Here is a 20876-nt window from a genome sequence, read left to right on the forward strand (position 1 = left end):
CCTCTACTCCTTGCTCTGGGCCTTCCCCTCGACGAGCCTGCGCACGGCGTCGATGAACGCCGTGCCCCGCTGCGCGTAGGACGCGAACTGGTCCATCGAGGCGGCCGCCGGTGCCATGAGCACCGTGTCGCCCGTCCCCGCGGCATCTGCCGCACGCTCGACAGCACGAGCCATGATGCTCGCTCCGTCGGGCCGGTCCCCTTCAGTGTCGCCCGGGTCGATCCGGATCACCGGGACATTCGGCGCGTGTCGCTTCAGGGCGCCGGCCAGGTCGCTGCTGTCGACCCCGATGAGCACCACCGACTTGAGGCGCCGCGCGTGCCTTGCGACGAGCTCGTCGTACGTGACCCCCTTGGAGAGGCCGCCCGCGATCCAGACGACTGAACCGAAGGCCGCGAGCGAGGCGCTCGCCGCGTGCGGGTTGGTCGCCTTGGAGTCATTGACCCAGACGACGCCGTCGAACGTCGCCACCGGCTGGATGCGATGGTCGCCGGGCAGATAGTTGCGCAAGCCTTCCCGGACCGCCACGGGTTCGACACCGACGGCACGCACAAGGGCCGCGGCGGCAAGGGCGTTGGCCACCATATGCCGCGGCGCGATCTCCCCCAAGTCCGCGACGGAAGCGAGCTCGGCGGCGTGGTCCCTTCGCTCAGGGATGTACGCGCGGTCCACGAGAAGACCGTCGACTACCCCCACCATGCTGAGCCCTGGGGTACGAGTCGTGAAGCCGATTGCTCGGCACCCCTCGACGACGTCGGCTTCCTCGACCATCCGCTCAGTTTCGATCTGCTCGGCGTTGTAGACGGCTGCCTTCTGCGTATTGCGGTAGATCTTCGCCTTGTCCGCAAGGTAGCTCTCGTAGGAGCCGTGCCAGTCCACATGGTCCTCGGCGACGTTGAGCACGACGGCGGCCACAGGCGAGAGCGACTCGGCCCAGTGCAGCTGGAAGCTTGAGAGCTCGACGACGAACGCGTCGTACTCGACGGGCTCTCGGATCGCGTCGAGGATCGGGGTACCCACGTTGCCGACAGCCACGGCCTTGAGGCCGCCGGCGCGGAGCATCGACTCAGCCATGCCGACCGTCGTCGTCTTCCCGTTGGTGCCCGTCACGGCGAGCCAGGCCGCGGTCTTCTTGCCGCGCCGCGAACGAACGCGCCATGCGAGCTCGACGTCGCCCCAGATGGGAACGTGCTTGCGGGCGGCCGCGGCGAGCACCGCCTGATCGGGGCGCCACCCCGGCGAAGTGACGACCAAGTCCGGCAGCTCCCCCTCGACCAAGGGAAGCGCCTGCACCGCATCGGGCCCGAGCAGTACGTCGACGGCGCCGACGATTCGAAGCGTCTCCGCCTGCGCCTGGGTCCGCTCGGTCACCGATCCATCCACGACGACGACGCTCGCCCCGAGCTCGACAAGCGTGTCGGCCGCCGCGAAGCCAGAAACCCCGATTCCCGTGACGACGACGCGCAGGCCCGACCAGTCGGCGTCCCAGGAAGTGAGCGATGCGAGCCGCTCACGATGCCTCTCGAAAGAGTCCCTGCCTCCGGTCACAGTCCAGCCACCCATTCCGCATAGAACACTGCCAGTGCGACGGCCACGAAGAGCCCCGCGAGAATCCAGAATCTGACGACGACGGTTACCTCAGCCCAGCCCTTGAGTTCGAAGTGGTGCTGGAGCGGTGCCATCTTGAAAAGGCGTTTCCCCTTGGTGAGCTTGAAGTAGCCCACCTGGAGGATGACCGAAAGCGTGATGAGCACGAACAGGCCGCCCATGATGCCGAGCAGGAGCTCGGTGCGTGTCAGGATCGCGAACCCAGCGATTGCCGCCCCGATCGCGAGCGAACCGGTGTCGCCCATGAAGATCTTTGCCGGCGAGGTGTTCCACCAGAGGAATCCCACGAGCGCCGCGCTCATGATCGCGGCGAGGAGCGCGAGGTCGAGTGGGTCGCGGACCTGGTAGCAGACAGAGCCGGGAACGCGCGCAGAGCCGCAGTGCTGATTGCTCTGCCAGATGCCCATGAGCGTGTAGGCCCCGAAAATCATGATGGACGCCCCCGCCGCAAGCCCGTCGAGGCCATCGGTGAGGTTCACACCGTTGCTCGCCGCCGTGACAAGGAAATTTGCCCAGATCACGAAGAGGATCGCCCCGAGGACCGCGCCGCCGAACGCGAGGTTCAGCCACGGGATATCGCGCAGGAACGAGATCATCGTCGATGCGGGGGTCCTGCCTTGGCCGTCGGGGAACTGGAGGACGAGGAGGGCGAATATGATGCCGATCGCGCCCTGCCCGATGAGCTTGGCGCGCGCGCTCAGGCCCAGGCTCCGTTGCTTCGAGATCTTGATGAAGTCATCGAGGAAGCCAACGACCCCCATTCCCACCATGAGGAACAGGAGGAGCACACCCGACATAGTCGGTCCGCCTGCTCCTGGATGCATGAGCCAGACGATGAAGTGAGCCAAGAAATACGAGATCACTGTTGCGAGGACGAAGACAGCCCCGCCCATGGTCGGTGTCCCGCGCTTCGTATGGTGACTCGTTGGTCCATCGTCCCGGATGAACTGCCCGTAGCCCTTGTGGACGAGCACCCGGATGAACAGCGGCGTGCCGACGAAAGCGAGTACGAGGGCGAGCCCGGCACCGATGAGCAGTGCGATCACATGAGCTCCGTTCGGGCGGTGTCACTGGGCTGATCCTGCGCGGCCCATGCTATCCGATCGCCGAGATGCCGCAGTCCCACCCCGTTCGAGGACTTGACGAGGACGAGATCGCCGGGCTCGAGTTCGCCCTCGAGCAGCTCGAAGGCCTCATCGACATCCTCGACGAACGTGCACTCGTCACCCCACGAACCTTCGTTCACGGCCGATACATACAGCGCCCGCGCTTCGCGTCCGACGACGACGAGCCGGTCGATGTTGAGCCTCACGACCAGGGTGCCCACTGCGGTGTGGGCTGCGATCGATTCGTCGCCCAACTCGAGCATGGCGCCGAGGACGGCCCACGTGCGGCGACCGCGCCCGAGATCGGCGAGCGTCTGAAGGGCCGCCCGCATCGACTCGGGGTTCGCGTTGTACGCGTCATTGATCACGGTGACACCGTCGGCCCGGTCGGTCCGCTCCATTCGCCAACGGCTCGCTGCCGCCTGGGACGAGAGTGAGGCCGCGATGGCGTCTGTGCCGATGCCAGCAGCGTGTGCCGCGGCCGCGGCAGCGAGCAGGTTGCCGACGTGGTGCGCTCCGATCAGCCGGCTGTGGACTTCCACCGGTGGTTCTCCCCCGATGCTCAGCCCGAAGACGGGCCGACCGTCTCCGTCTACGCGGCTGTCAAGGGCGGCGACGACGGTGCCCGGCACGGCCGACGGCGAGACGGCGTCGGGATGTGCCGTGAAGAAGATCTTCCTCGCAATAGTCCTGGCTTCCATTGCGCGGACTCGCGGATCGTCGTAGTTCACGACCGCCGTCCCCTCGGGGGCAAGGGCCTCCACGAGTTCGCCCTTGGCGATGGCGATGTTCTCGACTCCACCGAATTCGCCAGCGTGCGCAGTGCCGACGACGAGGACCACGCCGATGTCCGGAACGACCATGTCCGCGAGGTAGCGGATATGCCCGATGCCCGTTGCGCCCATCTCGATCACGAGATAGCGGGTCGATTCGTCTGCGGTGAAGACGGTCAGCGGAACGCCTACCTCGCCGTTGTACGAGCCTTGGGGCGAGATAGTCGCCGTCGGGCCTGCCGAGCCCTCGGGAGTCGAGCGGAAGATCCCGGCGATCAGATCCTTGGTGGTCGTCTTCCCCGCCGAGCCCGTGATTCCCACCACGGTGAATTCAAGCCCGCGAGCCGCGCGTGCCTCGCGAATCCGGCGTACGGCCTCCTTCGCGAGGGCGCCCATGGCGAGTACCGCGTCGGGCACGATGACGGACGGGAACACTGTGCCGGCGTCGTCGTCTACCTCACGTTCGCAGAGCGCGAGCACCGCGCCGGCCGCGAACGCCGCTTCGACAAAGCTGTGCCCGTCAGCATGTTCGCCTGGCTTCGCAACGTACAGGGAGCCCTTGCCGACTTCCCGGGAATCGGTCGCCACGTGGGTAGGGATGGTCTGCGGATCGCCCACGAGGCGCCCGCCGGTGATGCGGGCGATCTCCGCCGCGCTGAACTCAATCATCGGTTGTGGACTCTATCTGCTCGTTGACGGGGCTGAGGAATCCGCTGGCCACGAGCGCGGCGCGGAGCTCGACCCGGTCGTCTAGGGCGTGGTTGATGCCTTTGACCTCCTGGAACACCTCGTGGCCACGGCCGGCGACGAGGACGACGTCGTCCTCGTCCGCGACTTCCACAGCACGGCGGATGGCGGCGGCTCGAGGGGCGACCTCCTCGATCGTCCGGTGCAGACCCCACATCGCATCTTCGTTCCTTGCGCCCTCGAGGACCTCCTGCCGGATGGCAGCGGGATCCTCGTCATGGGGGTCGTCGTCGGTCACGATGACCACGTCGGCGCCGCGGGCAGCGACCGCTCCCATGAGCGGTCGTTTGGTCTGATCGCGCTGTCCCGTGGCTCCGAAGACGATGATGACCCGGCCCGTCCCGTCGGCAGGACGGACGGCGTCAAGCGCCCGCTCGAGCGCATCGGGGTTGTGTGCGAAGTCGACCACGGCAGCCGGTCTGGTGCCCACCAGTTGCATCCGTCCGGGGACTTCGACGCTGAACGGATCGTCGTCGGCGGCCCGCTGGATACGTTCGAGGGGGATGCCAGCGGCATGGACTAGAAGCGCGGCGAGAGCCGCGTTGGCAACGTTGAACGCTCCCGGCAGGCCGGTCCGGAGCCGCAAGGACTGCCCGTCAGGGCCCGCGAGTTCGAAGGCCGTCCCGAGTCCCCAACGCTCGCTCTGCGTGAGCCTCCAGTCGGCCGGGTTGCCGGCGAGCGAGAGTGTCGTGACCGGGATAGGCGCGGAGTCGGCCAGGCGACGGCCCCACGAGTCGTCGACGACGACGACGCCGCGCGTCGCGCGCTCGGGTGTGAAGAGCCGCGCCTTCGCCGCGAAGTAGTCCTCCATCGTCACGTGGAGGTCGAGGTGGTCCTGGGTCAGGTTCGTGAAGCCCACGGCGTCATACCGGACGCCGTCCACGCGGCGGTACTCGATCGCATGCGACGAGACCTCCATCGACGCCGCTGTCACGCCTTTCTCCCGCATGAGGGCGAGCAGGGCGTGGACGTCCGTTGACTCAGGGGTCGTCAGCCGGCTGGGTATGGGTTCGCCGCCTGCCACGATCTCGATCGTGCCGATGAGCCCGGTCCTGTGCCCGAGCGCTTGGAAGAGGGAATTCGCAAAGTACGTCGTCGTCGTCTTGCCGTTGGTGCCAGTGACCCCGAGGAGGAGCGGGCTCGAACCATTGCCCGGGTGGTTCTCGAAGACGAGAGCGGCGACGGGCCCGACGGCGGCCCTGGCGTCGTCCACCACGAGGACGGGGACGCTCTCGCCATCGTCCATGGCCAGGAGGTGGGCGCCAGCCTCGTCGGTCAGGACCGCGACAGCGCCGGACTCGATGGCCTGCGGCACGAAGGACGCCCCGTGGCGTGCTGATCCGGGCACGGCAACATACAGATCCCCCACCTCGACGCTCCGGGAATCGAGGGACACCCCGGTGAGCTCGACGTCGTCCATACCTTCATGCGGAAGCCCGAGCAGTTCGGCGACTTCCGAGAGCCGTATGGGCCGGGTGTGCTGTGGACGGAAAGCAGACCTCGCCGCTGTGCCTTGGTGGGACCCGGACGGCTCGTCCACGGTACTCGCGTGCTCGCTCACATTCACCTTCGTTGCATTTCGGGGATTCCAACTCTAGTCGCTGGACAGGAGGCAGATCGGACCTGCTCGCGCTCTGCGGGATCCCGAGGGCCCCCGGGAAGCCCGCTACTTCCCGTACTGGGGGTAGGCCACGGGCGTTCCCGTCGACGGCGGAACGTTGTAGAGCCGCAGCGCCTGGGACATGATGCTCCGGAATACCGGGCCCTGCGTGATGCCGTAGATGTTGCCTTGGGGCCGTTGGATGACGACTGCCACGATGAACCGCGGATTCTCGATTGGCGCCATGCCGATGAGCGAGGCGGTGTACCCGTCATAGCCGGGCGTCCCGTCGTCGCGTGGCGCTTGGGAGGTTCCGGTCTTTGCGCCCACCCGGTACCCGGGAATGCCTGCGTCCTTGACTTCGCCCATCGTGACGTCGCTTTCGAGCATGTTCTTCACGAGCTGGGCGGTCTGCGGGCTGATGACCTGGGTGGTCGGCTTGTCGGGAGTCTTGTTCTCGGCGCCGTTGGCTCCGATGTAGCCGTCGATCAGCCGGGGCTGCACCATGGTGCCGTTGTTGGCAATGGCGTCGTAGGCGCGCACTGTCTGCAGCGTGGACTGGGTCACGCCCTGACCGAACAGGACGGTGTTCTGCTGGCGGATGTCCCACTTGTCAGGGGTTGCGAAGATCCCGGACGCCTCGCCCGGCAGGCCGATGTCGGGCGCCTGGCCGATCCCGAATTTGGTGAAGTAGTCGTACCTCTGCTGGTTGGTGAGCGCCTGACCCGCCAGGACGGTCCCCGTGTTCATCGAGTAGCCGAGGATGCCTGCGAGCGTGCGCTTCTCCGTGCCGTGGGTGAAGGCGTCGCTGAATGTCTCGCCGTCGATCGTCACGGTCGGCGGCACCGTGTATTCGCTCAGGGGATTGGCCTTGCCCTCTTGGATGAGGGCCGACATCGTGAGCGCCTTCTCCACAGATCCCGGCTCATATGCCGCCGTGACCGCGCGGACGCCGCGGTCCTTGGCCGCTGTCTTGGAGGGATCATTCGGATCGACAGGGTTCGTGTCAGCCATCGCAAGGATGTCGCCCGTCTTCGCGTCCATGACGATCGCATTGCCCCACTCTGCGTGGAGCTGGTCGACCGAGGACTGCACCGCCTGTTGCGCGTAGTACTGCAGGTCCGAGTTGATGGTGAGCTTCACCGTCTGGCCGTTCTGGGCCGGAGTCAAGTCGTCTGTTGCGACCGGGATCCGCAGGCCGTCGGCTCCGATCTCGTACGTGCGCTTCCCGTCCGTGCCGGAGAGCTGGGAATTCTGGGTCTGCTCTATGCCCGCAAGTCCCGTGCCGTCGCTTCCCACGAAACCCACAAGGTTGCCGCCGACAGCCCCCTGCGGGTACACGCGCTGGGAAGTGCCCTCGGAGTAGACCCCGGGGAAGGCGAGATCGGAAACGTGCTGCTCGACGTCCGGGGTCACGTTCCGCGCGACGTAGTTGAACTTCTTGGTTCCCGTGACAGCGGCGGTGACTTGATCCACCGTCATACCGAGCGCGCCTGCCAGATCCGAGATCGCCTGGCTGCGGGAGACGGTAACGAGGTTGGTCCCGTCGCCTTCCTTCTCTGTCCGCTGATAGTCCGTGAAGTTGGACGCCACAGTCTGGTCGACCGTGATGTTGTAGCGAATCACGCTCTGGGCGAGGACCTTGCCGGACGCATCCACGATCTCGCCGCGCTGCGCCGGGAGGACTGTCGTCTGGAGTCGCTTGTCGAGCGCAGCCTGAGCGTAGCCGCCGATGTCGAGTCCCTGCACCATGATGAGCCGCCCACCGATGACAAGCAGGAGGACGAGCATGATGCCGACGCCGAGACGGAGACGCTTGGTCGCGTGTGGGAGCCTTACGGGAAATCCTGTGGAACCCCTGCTGCGCCCCGCCGTCGTGCGTCCTGTCTGCGCCGTGCTCTTGCTCGCCTTGGCCACGCTTAAGTCCCTTGCTCGTTCTTCTCGCCCGGCGCCGGGCCTAACCGGCTACTGGCCAGGCGTCCTCTGCTGCGGCGCGGGAACTGTCCCGCCGTTGAGCACCACCGGCGTCGCCGGGGCGGTAGGCGCCGCAGCCTTCGGCGCCGGAGATGCTGGCGTCGCCTTGGCAGCGGCGTTGGTCTGCTTCAGCGCGTCCGAGGGCGACGGCGAGGGGGCGGGAGTCGCGTCGTACCCGGCAACTTCGGGGGACGCGATGACCGCACCCTGCGACGCGCCCTTCTGGGCGGGCGTCGGCTGGCCAGTGACGAGGAGCGTCTTCAGGTCGATCTGGCCCTTCGACGTCGCCGCCACCATTCCCAATTGTGCCGCGCGGGCGGCCAGATTCTGGGGAGCCTCGTAGTTTTGGACACGCTGCTGCAGGTCCTGGTTCTGCTGCTCGAGGGAGAGCTGCTGGTTCTTGAGCTCCACCAGCTGGTACTGCCCGGAAGTGACAGAGATGTTGAGCACGAGCACGGCGATGAGCGCCACAGCGAGGACGCCAAGGCAGAAGACGGCGAACGGGGCACGTCGGCGTACCGGAAGGGTGCGGACGAGGGAGAGCGGCGCCCGTTGCGGCGTACTCGCCGGTGCGGGACGTCCCGCGACGGCGGAGGTGCCCGACGTCATGGCCTTCGTCTGGGCTGCTGCGCTCATCGTTTGCTCCTGATCTTGATGCGTTCGGCGGCTCGCAATCGGGCCGAGGCGGCCCGAGGGTTTTCTTCGATCTCTTCGGCGGTCGGAACCTCGGTTCCGCGGGTGACGACTTTCAGCTCCGGCCTGTGCTCCTCGAGTTCGACCGGGAAGCCCGGAGGAGCCGTGGAGCGCGACCGGGATTGGAGGGCGTTCTTGACGATCCTGTCCTCGAGCGAGTGGTAGGACATGACGACGATGCGTCCGCCGAGGCGGAGCGAGTCGACCGCCGCCGGCACAGCCCTCTCGAGAACGTCGAGTTCCTCGTTGACCTCGATGCGGAGCGCTTGGAACGTCCGCTTGGCCGGATGGCCTCCCGTCCGCGCCGCGCTGGCCGGCACTACCGCTCGAATCGCGTCCACAAGCTCGCCGGTGGTCGCGAACGGGCGGGAGGCGCGTGCCTCGACGATGCGCCGCGCGATCCTCCCAGCGAATTTCTCTTCGCCCCATGCCCGGATGATCCGGGTGAGGTCCTCGACCGAGTACGTGTTGACGACATCCGCCGCAGTGTGGCCGCGAGACGTATCCATGCGCATGTCGAGCGGCGCGTCATACGAGTAGGCGAATCCTCGCTCGCGCTCGTCCAGCTGGAGCGAGGAGACGCCAAGATCCATGAGGACCCCGTCCGCCCCATCCAGGCCCAGGCTGTCGAGCACTTCCGGAATCTCGTCGTAGACGGCGTGGACGAGCTTGGCCCGTTCGCCGAAAGACGCAAGCCGCTGGCCCGCAAGGGCGAGAGCCTGCTCGTCACGGTCGATGCCGACGAGCGTCAGGTCCGGGAAGCGCTCGAGGATCGCCTCGCTGTGGCCGCCCATCCCGAGGGTTGCATCCACGACCACAGGAGCGCGGCCGGCCATGCGAGCGGCCTCGACGCCGGGCGCAAGGAGCGCCACGCAGCGCTCCTTGAGCACGGGGACGTGGCGCTCTGAGGTCGGGCGGCTTTCGTCCTCTTGCGGCATGTCCCCTCCTTCGCTGCCGTGTTCCTGCACTTCGGCGAGCCGGGATCCCCCTCCGCACCGTGGGTCCCTCCCTGGCTCCGGGGAAGGTGAGCCAGGACGGGGCCGCGGGCGGCTGGAGATCTCGGTCCGCCGACCGTTGCCTCAGAGAAGCCCTGGTAGGGCGTCCTCGTCGGTTTCCGAGAAGGAGCTTTCCTTCTCGGCGAGGTAGTCCTCCCACGCCTGGGCGTCCCAGATCTCAGCCCGGGCCCCTACGCCGATCACGGCTAGGTCCCGGTCCAGGCCTGCATACTTCCGCAGGTTCTGGGGGATCGTGACGCGCCCCTGCTTGTCGGGCACCTCGTCAGAGGCTCCAGACAGGAAGACCCGGAGGTAATCACGGGACTGGCGCGAGGAGATAGGGGCTTCTCGCATCTGCTCGTGAATCCGTTCGAACTCTTTCTGGCTGAAGACGTAGAGACAGCGTTCCTGGCCCCGTGTCAGAACCAGCCCGTCGGCCAGTTCGTCGCGGTATTTGGCCGGGAGGATGAGCCGCCCCTTCTCGTCCAGACGCGGCGAATACGTACCGAGCAACACCGGCACCACCACCCGTCTGGCCCGAGGGGCTGCACGTCCCTATTCCGTCCACTTCCCTCTTACAGCCACCACTTTACTCCACTCTTCTCCACGGTCAACGCAACACGGCACTTTTCTTCCTTGGATGCACACGTAAAAACCCCGGAATCTCGCGAGAGAGCCGGGGGTGGGGGGAAGTGGAGCCGAGGTGGAGGCTGAAGGATGCCGTGCGAAGGTCGTGGAGCCGGGCACCACGACGTGGCCGGGGGAAACGGCTCGAAGACGCCGCTAAAAACGGCGTTAGGCGCTAAAAACGGCGTTAAAAGCGGCGGGACCCGCGAGTAGCGGGTCCCGCCGAAACTAGGTCAGCCAGAATGGGGAGCGAAGTGGGGAGGAAAGTGGGGGGCCTTCCTGGCCCTCAGCCTTGTTCCTTCCGACGCTCGTCCCAGCGCGCCTCGAGCCGTGAGAGGAAACCGCTCTTGGAGCGCCCTGCGCGCGGCGCACGCATTCGGCCCGGGCGCCTCAGAGTCCCGTAGTAGACGCTCGCACCCATGATCAGAAATCCGATGACTCCGACGAACACGTTTGAGAATTGGACCCCGCCCAAGAGCAGGACCAAGAGTCCCACGATGCCGCCGAGCACTCCCAAGACGACATGACGCGTCGAGAATCGGCGTAGCGCGTCAGCCCCCATGGAGTCCGCGAATTTGGGGTCTTCCTCGTGCAGCTGCTTCTCAAGCTGCTCGAGCATCTTCTGTTCGTGCTCGGAGAGAGGCATCGCGACTCCTTCTTGCCTACTGCGACGGACACAGGACCGCCATCAGCACAACGCACCGGACCGACGTCCAGTTCCGCGAGCATCGGTTGGGGCTCAACGAGCTGCCCCGCCCGTCCGTGATAGTTCTCCGGCTGCCCGCCGATTCGATGCTTCACCGATATTCAAGGTCTTTTAAGGATATGCTTTCGGGTTCTCATCCAAAAGGGGCGGTGGGCCCGTCGGGCCCTTTCGCAGGACCACCGAGAGAGGGCGGACGACGCCGCTCGTCGCCGTCGTCCAGAAGGCTCGCCGGCCGCAGGGATGAGCTCCCGAAGCGCGCAGTCACGGCGTCGAGCGCCTGCTCTGCGCTCCGCCAGTTCTCGTCTCGCCTTTCGAGGCTCAGCTGGACGGCACCGCCCCCGCGCACGAGCCGCTCACCACGGAGCCCGATGAGGCGGACACTCTGGGGCCTCGGACCGAGAGCTGCGAGCAGTCGGACCCCCTCTTCGAACAGCACTTGGGCCGAATCGGTGGGAACGGTCAACCCCCGTGATCTCGAGAGGGTGGAGAAGTCGGCGTAGCGGAGCTTGAGGGCAACAGTTCCGGCCTCGAGTCCGGAGGAGCGCAGGCGCCCGGCGATGCGGTGGGCGAGCCTCAGGAGCTCGCGGCGCAACACCGCTTCCTCGCTCACGTCCGCCCCAAAGGTCTCCTCGGCCCCGATGCTCTTCTCATCGCGCTGGGGCGTGACGCGCCTCTCGTCGATTCCCCAGCTGAGCGCCTTCGCGTGCAGCCCGGAGGCGCCGAGCGCCCTGTGGAGCGTGGAGTCGGGCGTATTCGCCAGATCGGCAACGGTATGGATGCCGAGCCGCGCGAGGACCTCCGCTGTCTTGCCCCCGATACCCCACAGGGCCTTGACCGGCAGGGAGTGCAGATACGGCACGGTCTCCTCTGGGCGGATCACTAGGAGCCCGTCGGGCTTGCAGCGGGCCGAAGCGATCTTCGCCACAAATTTGCTGGATGCGACACCCACGGACGCGGTGAGGCCGAGGCGTTGACGCACGGCGGCCTTGATCGATGCAGCGATCTGCTCGGGCGCCCCGAGCCTCCGGACCGCTCCTGAGACGTCGAGGAAGGCTTCGTCGACGCTGAGCGGCTCGACGAGATCGGTGAATTCGCCGAGGAGCTTCATGAGCTCCCGAGAGGCCTCGTAGTACAGCGCGTGCCTGGGCTCCACGACGATGGCATGCGGGCACAGCCGCAACGCGTTCGCCATGGGCATTGCACTTCGCACGCCGTAGGCCCGCGCCTCATAGCTCGCCGAGAGCACCACGGACCGTTCCGAGGGAAAGCCGACGATCACCAATTTGCCGCGCAGCTCAGGGCGCTCTCGCTGCTCGACGCCAACGAAGAACGCGTCCATGTCGACGTGGAGAATTCCGCGTCGGCGGAGGTCCTCAAGCGGTTCGAGCGCCGCTCCCCCGCCGGCTCCCCCGACGTCCTTCGCATCCACTCCCCCATGCTAGGCCGCTGGTCCCCGCCCCGTAGACTTGACCGGGACTCAGCCGGAACAACAGGAGGATGCGAGTGCCAGTGCGGAAGATGACGGTGCCGAGGACGACTATGCCGAAGATGACAATTCCGAAGAGGACAGCACAGCTGAGGAATCGTCGCGGAGGGATCGTCCCGGTCGTCGCCATCGCCGCCGTGCTTCTCGCGGGCTGCTCCGACTCAGGCACGGCAAGCGCGCAGGCGACCGCTTCTCCGGCTGCGAGCGCAACACCCTCCCCCACGGCCACGGATGCCGCCTCGCCGACGGCGAGCGCAAGCGACACCCCGTCGTCGTCCGCATCTTCCACCGTCAACGCTCTCGTTCCCGGATTCCCCACCAAGGTCATTCCGATCATGCCCGGTTCGACACCGCTATCTACCAGCTACGACGCCACCACCACCCCAGCGAAAGCCTCCCTCATCGCCTCGACTTCCTCGGCTTCGGCCCAGATCCTCTCCTATTACTCAGGGCAGTTCACGAGCCAAAGCTTCACCGCGGTTGCCCCCACCAAGGTCGGGACGACGGACAGCCAGGACTTCGTCCGCTCGAACGGCAAGGAGACTGTGAACGTCGCCGTCGTCACCGTCGATGGGCGCACGACCTACACGGTCGGCGCCTCCGTGAACCCCTCGGCCCTCAAGTAGCATGTCGGCCCAAGCAGCCGCGTCGGCCCAGCAGGACGAACAGGCTCGCTTCCGCGAATCCCTCGCGCACGAGCTCACCCGCTTCATCGAAGGGCGAGCCGCGGCGATGGCCCGCGTGTCCGCCGATGTCGCGCCGCTCATGGACGCGATCTCTGGCCTTGTGACAGGAGGGAAGCGACTCCGGGCACTCTTCTGCTACTGGGGCTGGCGTGGTGCTGGTGGCGAAGTCCTCGGCCGCGAAGCAGTTCAGGCCGGAGTCGCGCTCGAACTCTTCCAAGCCGCCGCGCTCATCCACGATGACATCATCGATCGCTCCGATATACGCCGGGGCGGTCCCAGTGTGCACCGAAGGTTCGGGCAGCTGCACCGCGACAACCGCTGGGCACTCGACGAAGAGCGCTTCGGGCAGGCGGCAGCAATCCTCACGGGCGACCTGTGCCTCTCCTTCTGCGAGGAAGCATTCACTGCAATCGGCCCGGCCGCCGGGTCGACGACGGCCGCTCGCCGCATCTTCAACACCATGCGCGCAGAAGTGATGGCCGGCCAATACCTCGACATCCTCGAGGAAGTCGTGGGGCCGAGCCGTGCGCGGAGCGAGGCTGTCGCCGCCGCCGCCAATGTCATCCGCTTCAAGTCCGCAAAGTATTCGACGGAGCATCCGCTCGCAATCGGGGCCGCGCTCGCCGGCGCCGATGAGGAACTGCTTGCCGCTTACTCGCGCTTCTCGCTTCCGCTCGGCGAAGCCTTCCAACTGCGCGATGACGTCCTCGGGGTCTTCGGGGACCCCCAGACGACGGGCAAGCCTGCTGGCGATGATCTGCGCGAGGGAAAGCGCACAGTGCTTGTCGCCTACGCGCTCGAACGGTCGACGGCGGCGGGAGCGGCGCTGCTGGAAGAGAGCCTGGGCAGGCAGGACCTTGGCGACGACGATGTCGAGCGCCTACGCGAGATCATCAGCACGAGCGGGGCGCTCGACGCGACCGAGACGCTCATCGACGGTCTCTCGACGCGCGCATTCGAAGCGCTCGGCGAGCTTCCCGTACCCGCGGACGTGTGCGCCGCGCTTCAGGGCCTGGGCCTCGCAGCTGTCCAGCGCGCCGCCTGAGGCGACCTACCAGGCGAGGATCTGCGCCCGCCGTCGGATCTCGGTCTTCCGGCCCTCACGGAGGGCGTCGATCGGACGGCCCTTGAGCGATTCGTCAGGCGTGAAGAGCCACGTGATGAGCTCCTCGTCCGAGAACCCGGCATCGGCGAGGACCGCAATCGTGCCCTTGAGGCTATCCACCACGTGGTCACCGTCGATGAAAAGTGCGGGAACCGAGCGGATGTTCCGCTCACCGATCCGGAGTGCCACGAGTGCCCGCTCATCCAAGAGCCCGTGCACCTTGGTGATCTTGCAGCCGAGCCTTTCGGCGATCTCGGGCAACGGAAGCCACTCTGACACCAGCTCTTCAATCTCACTGACCGCATAAGCGTGCCATGGAGCAGGCCGCGGCTCCTAGTCCGCCGTCTGGGCGCCTTGTGCTCCCCTCGGATCCATGAGAGATTCACTTGAGTCACATCCGTATCTGAAGTTGTCATATGGCACTTCTGTAACAGCAGACACATGGTCACAGGGAGGACTATTCATGTCGGCCACCCGTCAGGCACTGCCCGGGCACAGGTCCAAGCTGCCCACCGTCGCCGTCACGACGGCCACGCTCCCTGCCGTGGTCCTCTCGTCGCTCGCCCTCGCACAACCCGCCACCGCCGCGATTGCCCCTGCGCAGCTCCAAGGCGCCCACACGGACGTGGAAGCAAAGGTCGCCCAGGCTGACGTCGTGCCAGCCTCCGAGATCGCCTCCCTCGTCCCGAGCCGTCTCGCGCCCGCGGTCGTGGCCGCCGCTCCATCCCCACCAGCCGAGTACACGGTTGCCCGTGGTGACACCGTGATCGGCATCTCTACGCGGTTCGGGCTCGACTGGCATCAAGTCCTCGAGCTGAATGGGCTCCATGAGAGCTCGCTGATCTTCCCCGGCCAAAAGCTGCGACTCGCCGGCAGCCCTTCCCCCGCGGCCACCCCAGCCCCCACACCGCCCCCAGCTGCCCCGCAGTCGGGTGGAAGCTACACGATCCGGCCGGGAGACACGCTCTATGGCATCGCGGCGAGGCTCAAGGTCTCGCTCGGTGACTTGCTCTCCGCCAACGGCCTCAGCCTCTCATCGGTCATCTATGCGGGTCGCACCCTCAAGCTTCCTGGTGGCTCCCCTGCTGTCACGGCAGCATCGGCCGCTCCGGCGAAGCCTCTCGTCGCAAACAGCTTCCTCGGCTTCACGTACCCTGACGCCGTGGTCTCGTCAGCGAACGAGAACAAGCGGATCCTCAATGCCGCCCCCGTTCCGACGCGGGAGCAGATGAAGCAGATCGTTGCCGACACGGCTCGCACTATGGGCGTCGACCCCGTCCTCGCCCTCTCCCTCGCGTATCAGGAGTCTGGTTTCAACCAGCGCGCGGTCTCCCCCGCCAATGCCATCGGCGTCATGCAGCTCGTCCCTTCCTCCGCGGACTGGGCCTCGGGGTTGGTGGGGCGAAACCTCAATCCTCTCGACCCCAGGGACAACGCAACCGCGGGCATCGCGATCCTCCGCGCGCTCCTCGACGCCGGCCCCTCCCAGGACATCGCGATCGCTGGCTACTACCAAGGCCAGAGCTCGGTTGCGAAGCGCGGGATGTTCGACGACACCAAGGCGTACGTCAAGGCGGTCAAGGCGAACATGTCGCTCTTCCGCTGAACTGCGGGGCATCCGCTCCGCGTCCCCTCGTTCGTCTTAGGATCGTAGGGTGAACGGACAGCACACGGACGGCCTCGTAGGCGGCCTCGTCGGCGACCGCTACGAGGTCGAGTCGCTGCTCGGGACGGGCGGGATGGCGACGGTCTATCTCGCCACCGACACAAAGCTCCAGCGGCGCGTCGCCCTCAAGGTCCTCCACCCGCACCTGAGCCGGGATCAGAACTTCGCGGAACGCTTCGAGCGCGAGGCCATCGCGGCGGCTCAGCTCTCGCATCCTCACGTCGTCTCCATGCTCGATCGCGGCCAGGATGGCGGCGTGCTGTACCTCGTCATGGAGTACGTCCCCGGACGGACGCTCCGCGAACTCCTCGACGAGAACGGCGCGCTCGCGCCGAAGCAGGCGCTGGCCCTCATCGATGCCGTGGTGGAGGGCCTCGCGGCCGCACATGCTGCAGGCATCATCCACCGCGACGTCAAGCCCGCGAACGTGCTCCTCGCCGACGACGGTCGCGTCAAGGTCGGGGACTTCGGTCTCGCCCGCAGCCTCAGCGCGACGAACGTGACAGACACCCTCTTCGGCACCGCGGAATACATCGCACCTGAAATGCTCACGGGGCGCCCGGTCGACGCTAGGACCGATCTCTACGCAACCGGCGTGATGCTGTTCGAGATGCTCACCGGGCATCCGCCGTTCACGGGCAGCGAGCGCAGCTACGTCGCGTACCGCCACGTCAACGAGGACGTGCCCGCCCCTTCGATGCTTGCCCCCGGGCTCGCCCCCGAGCTCGACGAACTCGTCGGGTGGATGACCCGGCGAGACCCCGATGGCCGGCCGCCGAGCGCTCTCGCACTGCTCGGCGAGGTCCGTGACATCAGGCGCTCCCTCACAGACGAGCAGCTCGACTACAGGGCTCCAGGGGCGAAGGTGCACGGCGTCGAGGCCGCCACGAGCCTCATCGGGCCCCACGAGTCGCTCACCGAGCAGATGACGACACATCGGACCCAAGCGCTCGGCCACAGCCCAAACAGGGCTCAGGGAACAGAAGTCATCACGGCCATGGGTTCGGGACACACGAGCGTCATGCCGCGGCCGGCGCCGCCCGCCCCCCGCAGCCCGCGGGAGCTGCGGCGACAGGCGAAGGCGGAGGACCGGGCCGTGCGTGCCGCGGCCGCACGGCCCACTCATCAGCTCGGCAAGGGGAATCCCCGGCGACGCGGAGCGATCTGGCTTGCCATCGTCGTCGTCCTCGCCCTCCTCGCCGCGGCCGCAGGCTGGTTCTTCGGCTTCGGACCGGGCGCCCTCGCGACCGTGCCGCCAGTCAAGAACCTCACCGTTGCACAGGCCCGGTCGCTGTTCGAGCAGTCGGGGCTCGCCTTCACGAGGCACGATGTCTACGACGACACGGTCTCCTCCGGACTCGTCGTGGCAAGCGACCCAGGAGCTGGGAGCCAGATCCGCAAGTTCGAGGGTGTCCAAGTCATGGTGTCGAAGGGCCCCGAGCTCTTTCCGCTCGCGGATCTGACGAACAAGCCACTCGACGCGGCCAAGTCAACTCTCGCGGAGGCGCAGATGTCACTTGGGACGGTCAACCAGGCATATAGTGACAGCGCTGCGCCGGGAACTGTGATGTCCCAGAACCCGTCGGCGGGAACTCCCGTCAAGCATGGAACTGCCGTCTCGCTCACGGTCTCGAAGGGGCCACAGCCGGTCGCTGTTCCACGCGTCGTCGGACTCGGCCAGGACGACGCCGTCTCCGCCCTCCGGGCAGCCGGGCTTCAGCCGGCGATCGCCGACTCGCCCGTGTTCGACCGGAACATCCCCGCCGGCTCGGTCGCAGCCCAGACCCCGTCTGCAGGCCTCAACGCCCCCAAGGGCTCGACCGTGACGTTGACCCTCTCCAAGGGTCCCCGCATGGTGCACGTGCCCAACTTCGTCGGCCAGCAGGCGAGCGTTGCGCAAGCAGCCTTGGAGAAGCTGGGCTTCACCGTCAAGGTTGAGAACATCCTAGGCGGCTTCTTCGGCACGGTGCGGGCGCAGGATCCAGCTGACCGCGATGTTCCCGAGGGGTCGACGATCACGCTCACCGTCGTCTAGGCGAGCGCGATCGCCGGTCTCGCGATCGCCGGTTCCGGGGATCAGTCTCGAGTCAGCGCCTCCGAGACGAGGAAGGCCATCTCAAGGGACTGCATGTGGTTGAGCCGAGGATCGCACACCGACTCGTAACGGTCCTCGAAGGCTGCCTCGTCGATGGGGTCGGAGCCGCCGAGGCACTCCGCGACGTCGTCGCCCGTCATCTCCATGTGCAAGCCGCCGGGGACCGTGCCCAGCGCGTGGTGGACTTCGAAGAACCCGCGCACCTCGTCCACGACGTCGTCGAAGCGGCGCGTCTTGTAGCCGTTGCGGGACGTGACGGTGTTGCCGTGCATGGGATCGGTGACCCACAGCACCTGTGCCCCGGACGCTGTCACCTTCTCCACAACAGGCGGGAGCTTCTCCCGGATGTTCTTCGCGCCCATTCGGGTGATGAAGGTGAGCCGCCCGGGCTCGCGCTCGGGATCGAGCTTGTCGATGAGCCGCAGCGCGTCGTCGCCCGTGACGTTCGGACCGAGCTTGACGCCGATGGGATTGCGGACACGCGAGAGGAAGTCGACGTGGGCGTGGTCAAGTTCCCGCGTGCGCTCCCCGATCCAGAGGAAGTGGCCCGAAGTGTCGTACGGGAGGCCCGTGCGTGAGTCGATGCGGGTCAACGCGCGCTCGTAGTCGAGGAGGAGTGCCTCGTGGCTCGCAAAGAACTCGACGCGTTTGAGCGCCTCGAAGTCAGCCCCGCACGAGTCCATGAATTTCACGGCACGATCGATCTCCCGCGCGAGCGACTCGTAACGGGCATGGGCCGGGTTCCTCGTGAACCCCTGGTTCCACGCGTGCACGAGCCGCAGGTCCGCGAATCCGCCCTGCGTGAAGGCCCGGATGAGGTTCAGGGTTGCGGCCGAGGTGTGGTACGCCTGCAGCATCCGGCGCGGGTCGTGGGCACGTGACTCCGGGGTGAACTCGTAGCCGTTGACGATGTCGCCACGATAGGCGGGGAGCGTCACGCCCTCACGCGTTTCCACGTCAGACGAGCGCGGCTTCGCGAACTGACCTGCCATGCGGCCCATCTTGATGACCGGCATCGCCGCACCGTACGTCAGGACGACGGCCATCTGGAGGATCGTGCGGATGCGCCCGCTGATCCGATCCGCCGTGGCAGCCTCGAACGTCTCCGCGCAGTCGCCGCCCTGAAGAAGGAAGGCCCGGCCCTGCGCCGCGTCCGCGAGCCGGTGGCGCAGGAGGTCGACTTCGCCCGCGAAGACGAGCGGCGGGAGGATCGAAAGTTCCGCGACCGAGCGCTCGAAGGCCTCGGCGTCAGACCACGACGGCTGTTGCGACACGGGCAGCGAGCGCCATTCGTCGAGACCCGGATAGTCCGCGGCACCGCTCTGGGAGGTACTCGTGAAAGGGGCCGGCGGGGGCGTGGAGAGTTGAGTCACGAGACAAGGCTAGCTCAGCCGAAGCGGGGCCCCGGCAGCATGACGACGGCGCCTCACCCGCCCGCCGTCGTCTCCCCTTCGCGAGCCTTTCCGGTCCCGCTGCCCGCCGCTTCTTCGGCGGCGAGCTGCGCCTTGACGGTAGCGGCATAGACGTCGACGTACTCCTGCGCCGAAAGGCGCTGGAGCTCCTGCATGATGCGGTCGGTGACCGCCCGCTGAACAGCCCTGTCCTCGGCGTTCTCATAGAACTCCGAGAAGTCGAGCGGCTGCCCGAAGATCACGCCGACCCGTCGAATGCTCGGGAATCGCTGACCGATGGGCTGGACCTTCTCAGTTCCGATCATCGCGACTGGAACGACCGGAACGCGAGCCTCGAGGGCGAGGCGGGCAACGCCCACCTTGCCTCGGTACAGCCGCCCGTCCGGCGAGCGCGTGCCCTCGGGGTAGATCCCGAGCAGGCCGCCGCCCCGGAGGACCTGGGCCCCCGCGCCAAGTGACGCTGTCGAGGCCGTCCCGCCGGAGCGGTCCATGGGGAGCTGATTGGTGAGCCTGAAGAAGGCTGCGGTCAAGCGGCCCTTGATTCCGGCGCCGGTGAAGTATTCCTGCTTCGCGAGGAACACGACCGGACGGCGGACCATGAGCGGCATGAAGATCGAGTCCGAGAACGAGAGGTGGTTGGAGGCGAGGATTGCCGCGCCTGCCTCCGGAACATTCGCGCGCCCCTTGACCCACGGCCGGAACAGCATTCTGACGATTGGCCCGATGAAGATCCGTTTCAGAATCCAGTAGATCAACGCTTGCCTTCCGTCGACAGCGCGAGCGTGCTTCCTGACATCACTCTAGCGATGCCACGATGTGTCCATGAGTTCGCGCGCCGACGAGTCCGGGCCCCGCTGCGGCGTGGCCGTCTGCCATGGGTTCTCCGGGGCGCCGTCGTCTGTCTTGCCCTGGGCTGAGGGACTTGCGGCCCGCGGCTTCGACGTGGAGGTGCCCCTCCTTCCCGGCCACGGCACCGATTGGCGGGACCTCGAGGGCCGGCGCTGGCGCGAATGGGCGGAATGCTTCGAAGACGCCTGTGCGCGCGTAGCGGCCCGGACGGACCTGCTGTTCGTCGCCGGGCTCTCCATGGGCGGAGCTCTTGCCCTCAGAGCGGCTGCGAGGCTCGACGTCGCGGGCATCGCCGTCGTCAATCCGGGACTCGGGTTCTACGACTGGCGAGTGCGCTATCTCGGAGTGATCCGGCTCGTCCGGCGCACAACGCTGCCCATCAATGAGCCGGCGGCGCCCAACCCGGCGGGCGACGAGGGGGACTATCCGGTCACGCCGCTCGCGGCCGTGCACGAACTGCGGTTGCTGTTCAGGGACACCGCACGCTCCCTGCCCCGTGTCACCGCCCCGCTCATTGCGTTCAAGTCCGACGTCGACCCGGTGATCCCGCCCTCCTCCCTCCGCCGCATTCTGCAGACGGTGTCGAGCCGCGAGGTCGACTTCGTGCCGCTGCACAAAAGTCCTCACGTTGCCACCCGGGATGCGGAAGCCCCGCTCATCGTCGAGCGGACCGCTGAATTCTTCGCGCGATGCGCAGCAAGCCATGCGACTCGCACGCCCGGATCCCGATCGGGGCATAATGCTTGAC

At 67.0% G+C, this 20876-nt stretch carries 18 protein-coding genes; 5 read left to right on the forward strand and 13 right to left on the reverse strand.

Translation table 11 applies throughout. The features are described 5' to 3' along the window. Window positions 1-3: 3 nt before the first annotated feature. The 10 genes from murD to dinB all read right to left on the reverse strand — a co-directional run bounded on the left by murD (window position 4) and on the right by dinB (window position 12258). A complete protein-coding gene (murD, locus tag LK10_RS10035) occupies window positions 4-1563 on the reverse strand; it encodes a UDP-N-acetylmuramoyl-L-alanine--D-glutamate ligase (RefSeq protein ID WP_043123079.1) in 1560 nt (519 codons plus the stop codon). Then, window positions 1545-2654, reverse strand: coding sequence for a phospho-N-acetylmuramoyl-pentapeptide-transferase (gene mraY, locus LK10_RS10040; protein ID WP_043123082.1), 1110 nt, complete (start codon window positions 2652-2654; stop codon window positions 1545-1547). Before mraY ends, murD begins: the two co-directional genes overlap by 19 nt. Beyond that, a complete protein-coding gene (locus tag LK10_RS10045) occupies window positions 2651-4156 on the reverse strand; it encodes a UDP-N-acetylmuramoyl-tripeptide--D-alanyl-D-alanine ligase (protein WP_043123085.1) in 1506 nt (501 codons plus the stop codon). The genes mraY and LK10_RS10045 overlap by 4 nt, the downstream gene beginning before the upstream one ends. Continuing rightward, window positions 4149-5795: a UDP-N-acetylmuramoyl-L-alanyl-D-glutamate--2,6-diaminopimelate ligase gene (locus LK10_RS10050; RefSeq protein ID WP_408021451.1), complete on the reverse strand. Its 1647-nt coding sequence runs from the start codon at window positions 5793-5795 to the stop codon at window positions 4149-4151. The genes LK10_RS10045 and LK10_RS10050 overlap by 8 nt, the downstream gene beginning before the upstream one ends. A 105-nt stretch (window positions 5796-5900) precedes the next feature. Beyond that, window positions 5901-7751 carry a peptidoglycan D,D-transpeptidase FtsI family protein gene (locus LK10_RS10055; RefSeq protein ID WP_043123089.1) on the reverse strand — a complete coding sequence of 617 codons (1851 nt, stop codon included), beginning with the start codon at window positions 7749-7751 and terminating at the stop codon, window positions 5901-5903. A 48-nt stretch (window positions 7752-7799) separates the two neighbouring features. Continuing rightward, window positions 7800-8444: a hypothetical protein gene (locus LK10_RS10060; protein ID WP_043123091.1), complete on the reverse strand. Its 645-nt coding sequence runs from the start codon at window positions 8442-8444 to the stop codon at window positions 7800-7802. Beyond that, a complete protein-coding gene (rsmH, locus tag LK10_RS10065; RefSeq protein ID WP_043123093.1) occupies window positions 8441-9439 on the reverse strand; it encodes a 16S rRNA (cytosine(1402)-N(4))-methyltransferase RsmH in 999 nt (332 codons plus the stop codon). Before rsmH ends, LK10_RS10060 begins: the two co-directional genes overlap by 4 nt. 141 nt (window positions 9440-9580) lie before the next feature. Then, on the reverse strand, window positions 9581-10012 hold the full coding sequence (mraZ, locus tag LK10_RS10070) for a division/cell wall cluster transcriptional repressor MraZ (RefSeq protein WP_043123263.1): 432 nt from the start codon (window positions 10010-10012) through the stop codon (window positions 9581-9583). A gap of 397 nt (window positions 10013-10409) precedes the next feature. Further along, window positions 10410-10769, reverse strand: coding sequence for a DUF3040 domain-containing protein (locus LK10_RS10075; RefSeq protein ID WP_043123095.1), 360 nt, complete (start codon window positions 10767-10769; stop codon window positions 10410-10412). Window positions 10770-10962: 193 nt separating this feature from the next. Beyond that, window positions 10963-12258: a DNA polymerase IV gene (gene dinB / locus LK10_RS10080; RefSeq protein ID WP_231567712.1), complete on the reverse strand. Its 1296-nt coding sequence runs from the start codon at window positions 12256-12258 to the stop codon at window positions 10963-10965. A 119-nt stretch (window positions 12259-12377) separates the two neighbouring features. Between dinB and LK10_RS21860 the strand changes: the two genes are divergently transcribed. Continuing rightward, window positions 12378-12941, forward strand: a complete 564-nt coding sequence (locus LK10_RS21860) for a hypothetical protein (RefSeq protein WP_156144118.1) — start codon at window positions 12378-12380, stop codon at window positions 12939-12941. A 1-nt stretch (window position 12942) separates the two neighbouring features. Then, window positions 12943-14046, forward strand: a complete 1104-nt coding sequence (locus LK10_RS10090; protein WP_043123098.1) for a polyprenyl synthetase family protein — start codon at window positions 12943-12945, stop codon at window positions 14044-14046. 6 nt (window positions 14047-14052) lie between these two features. On the opposite strand, the gene LK10_RS10095 is transcribed toward LK10_RS10090, so the two are convergent. Continuing rightward, window positions 14053-14385 carry an Rv2175c family DNA-binding protein gene (locus LK10_RS10095; protein ID WP_043123101.1) on the reverse strand — a complete coding sequence of 111 codons (333 nt, stop codon included), beginning with the start codon at window positions 14383-14385 and terminating at the stop codon, window positions 14053-14055. A gap of 184 nt (window positions 14386-14569) precedes the next feature. Between LK10_RS10095 and LK10_RS10100 the strand changes: the two genes are divergently transcribed. Continuing rightward, on the forward strand, window positions 14570-15712 hold the full coding sequence (locus LK10_RS10100; RefSeq protein WP_052207183.1) for a LysM peptidoglycan-binding domain-containing protein: 1143 nt from the start codon (window positions 14570-14572) through the stop codon (window positions 15710-15712). Window positions 15713-15761: 49 nt separating this feature from the next. After that, window positions 15762-17807, forward strand: coding sequence for a Stk1 family PASTA domain-containing Ser/Thr kinase (gene pknB, locus LK10_RS10105; protein WP_043123104.1), 2046 nt, complete (start codon window positions 15762-15764; stop codon window positions 17805-17807). A gap of 41 nt (window positions 17808-17848) precedes the next feature. On the opposite strand, the gene LK10_RS10110 is transcribed toward pknB, so the two are convergent. Both LK10_RS10110 and LK10_RS10115 read right to left on the reverse strand, forming a co-directional pair. Next, window positions 17849-19240, reverse strand: a complete 1392-nt coding sequence (locus tag LK10_RS10110) for a class II 3-deoxy-7-phosphoheptulonate synthase (protein WP_043123105.1) — start codon at window positions 19238-19240, stop codon at window positions 17849-17851. A gap of 53 nt (window positions 19241-19293) precedes the next feature. After that, window positions 19294-20034, reverse strand: coding sequence for a lysophospholipid acyltransferase family protein (locus tag LK10_RS10115; RefSeq protein ID WP_052207184.1), 741 nt, complete (start codon window positions 20032-20034; stop codon window positions 19294-19296). Between the two features lie 67 nt (window positions 20035-20101). On the opposite strand from LK10_RS10115, the gene LK10_RS10120 reads away from it, so the two are divergent. Further along, window positions 20102-20875, forward strand: coding sequence for an alpha/beta hydrolase (locus LK10_RS10120; protein WP_043123107.1), 774 nt, complete (start codon window positions 20102-20104; stop codon window positions 20873-20875). Window position 20876: the final 1 nt, after the last annotated feature.

The sequence above is a fragment of the Sinomonas humi genome (genome assembly GCF_000802235.1).
Classification (GTDB): Bacteria; Actinomycetota; Actinomycetes; order Actinomycetales; family Micrococcaceae; genus Sinomonas; species Sinomonas humi.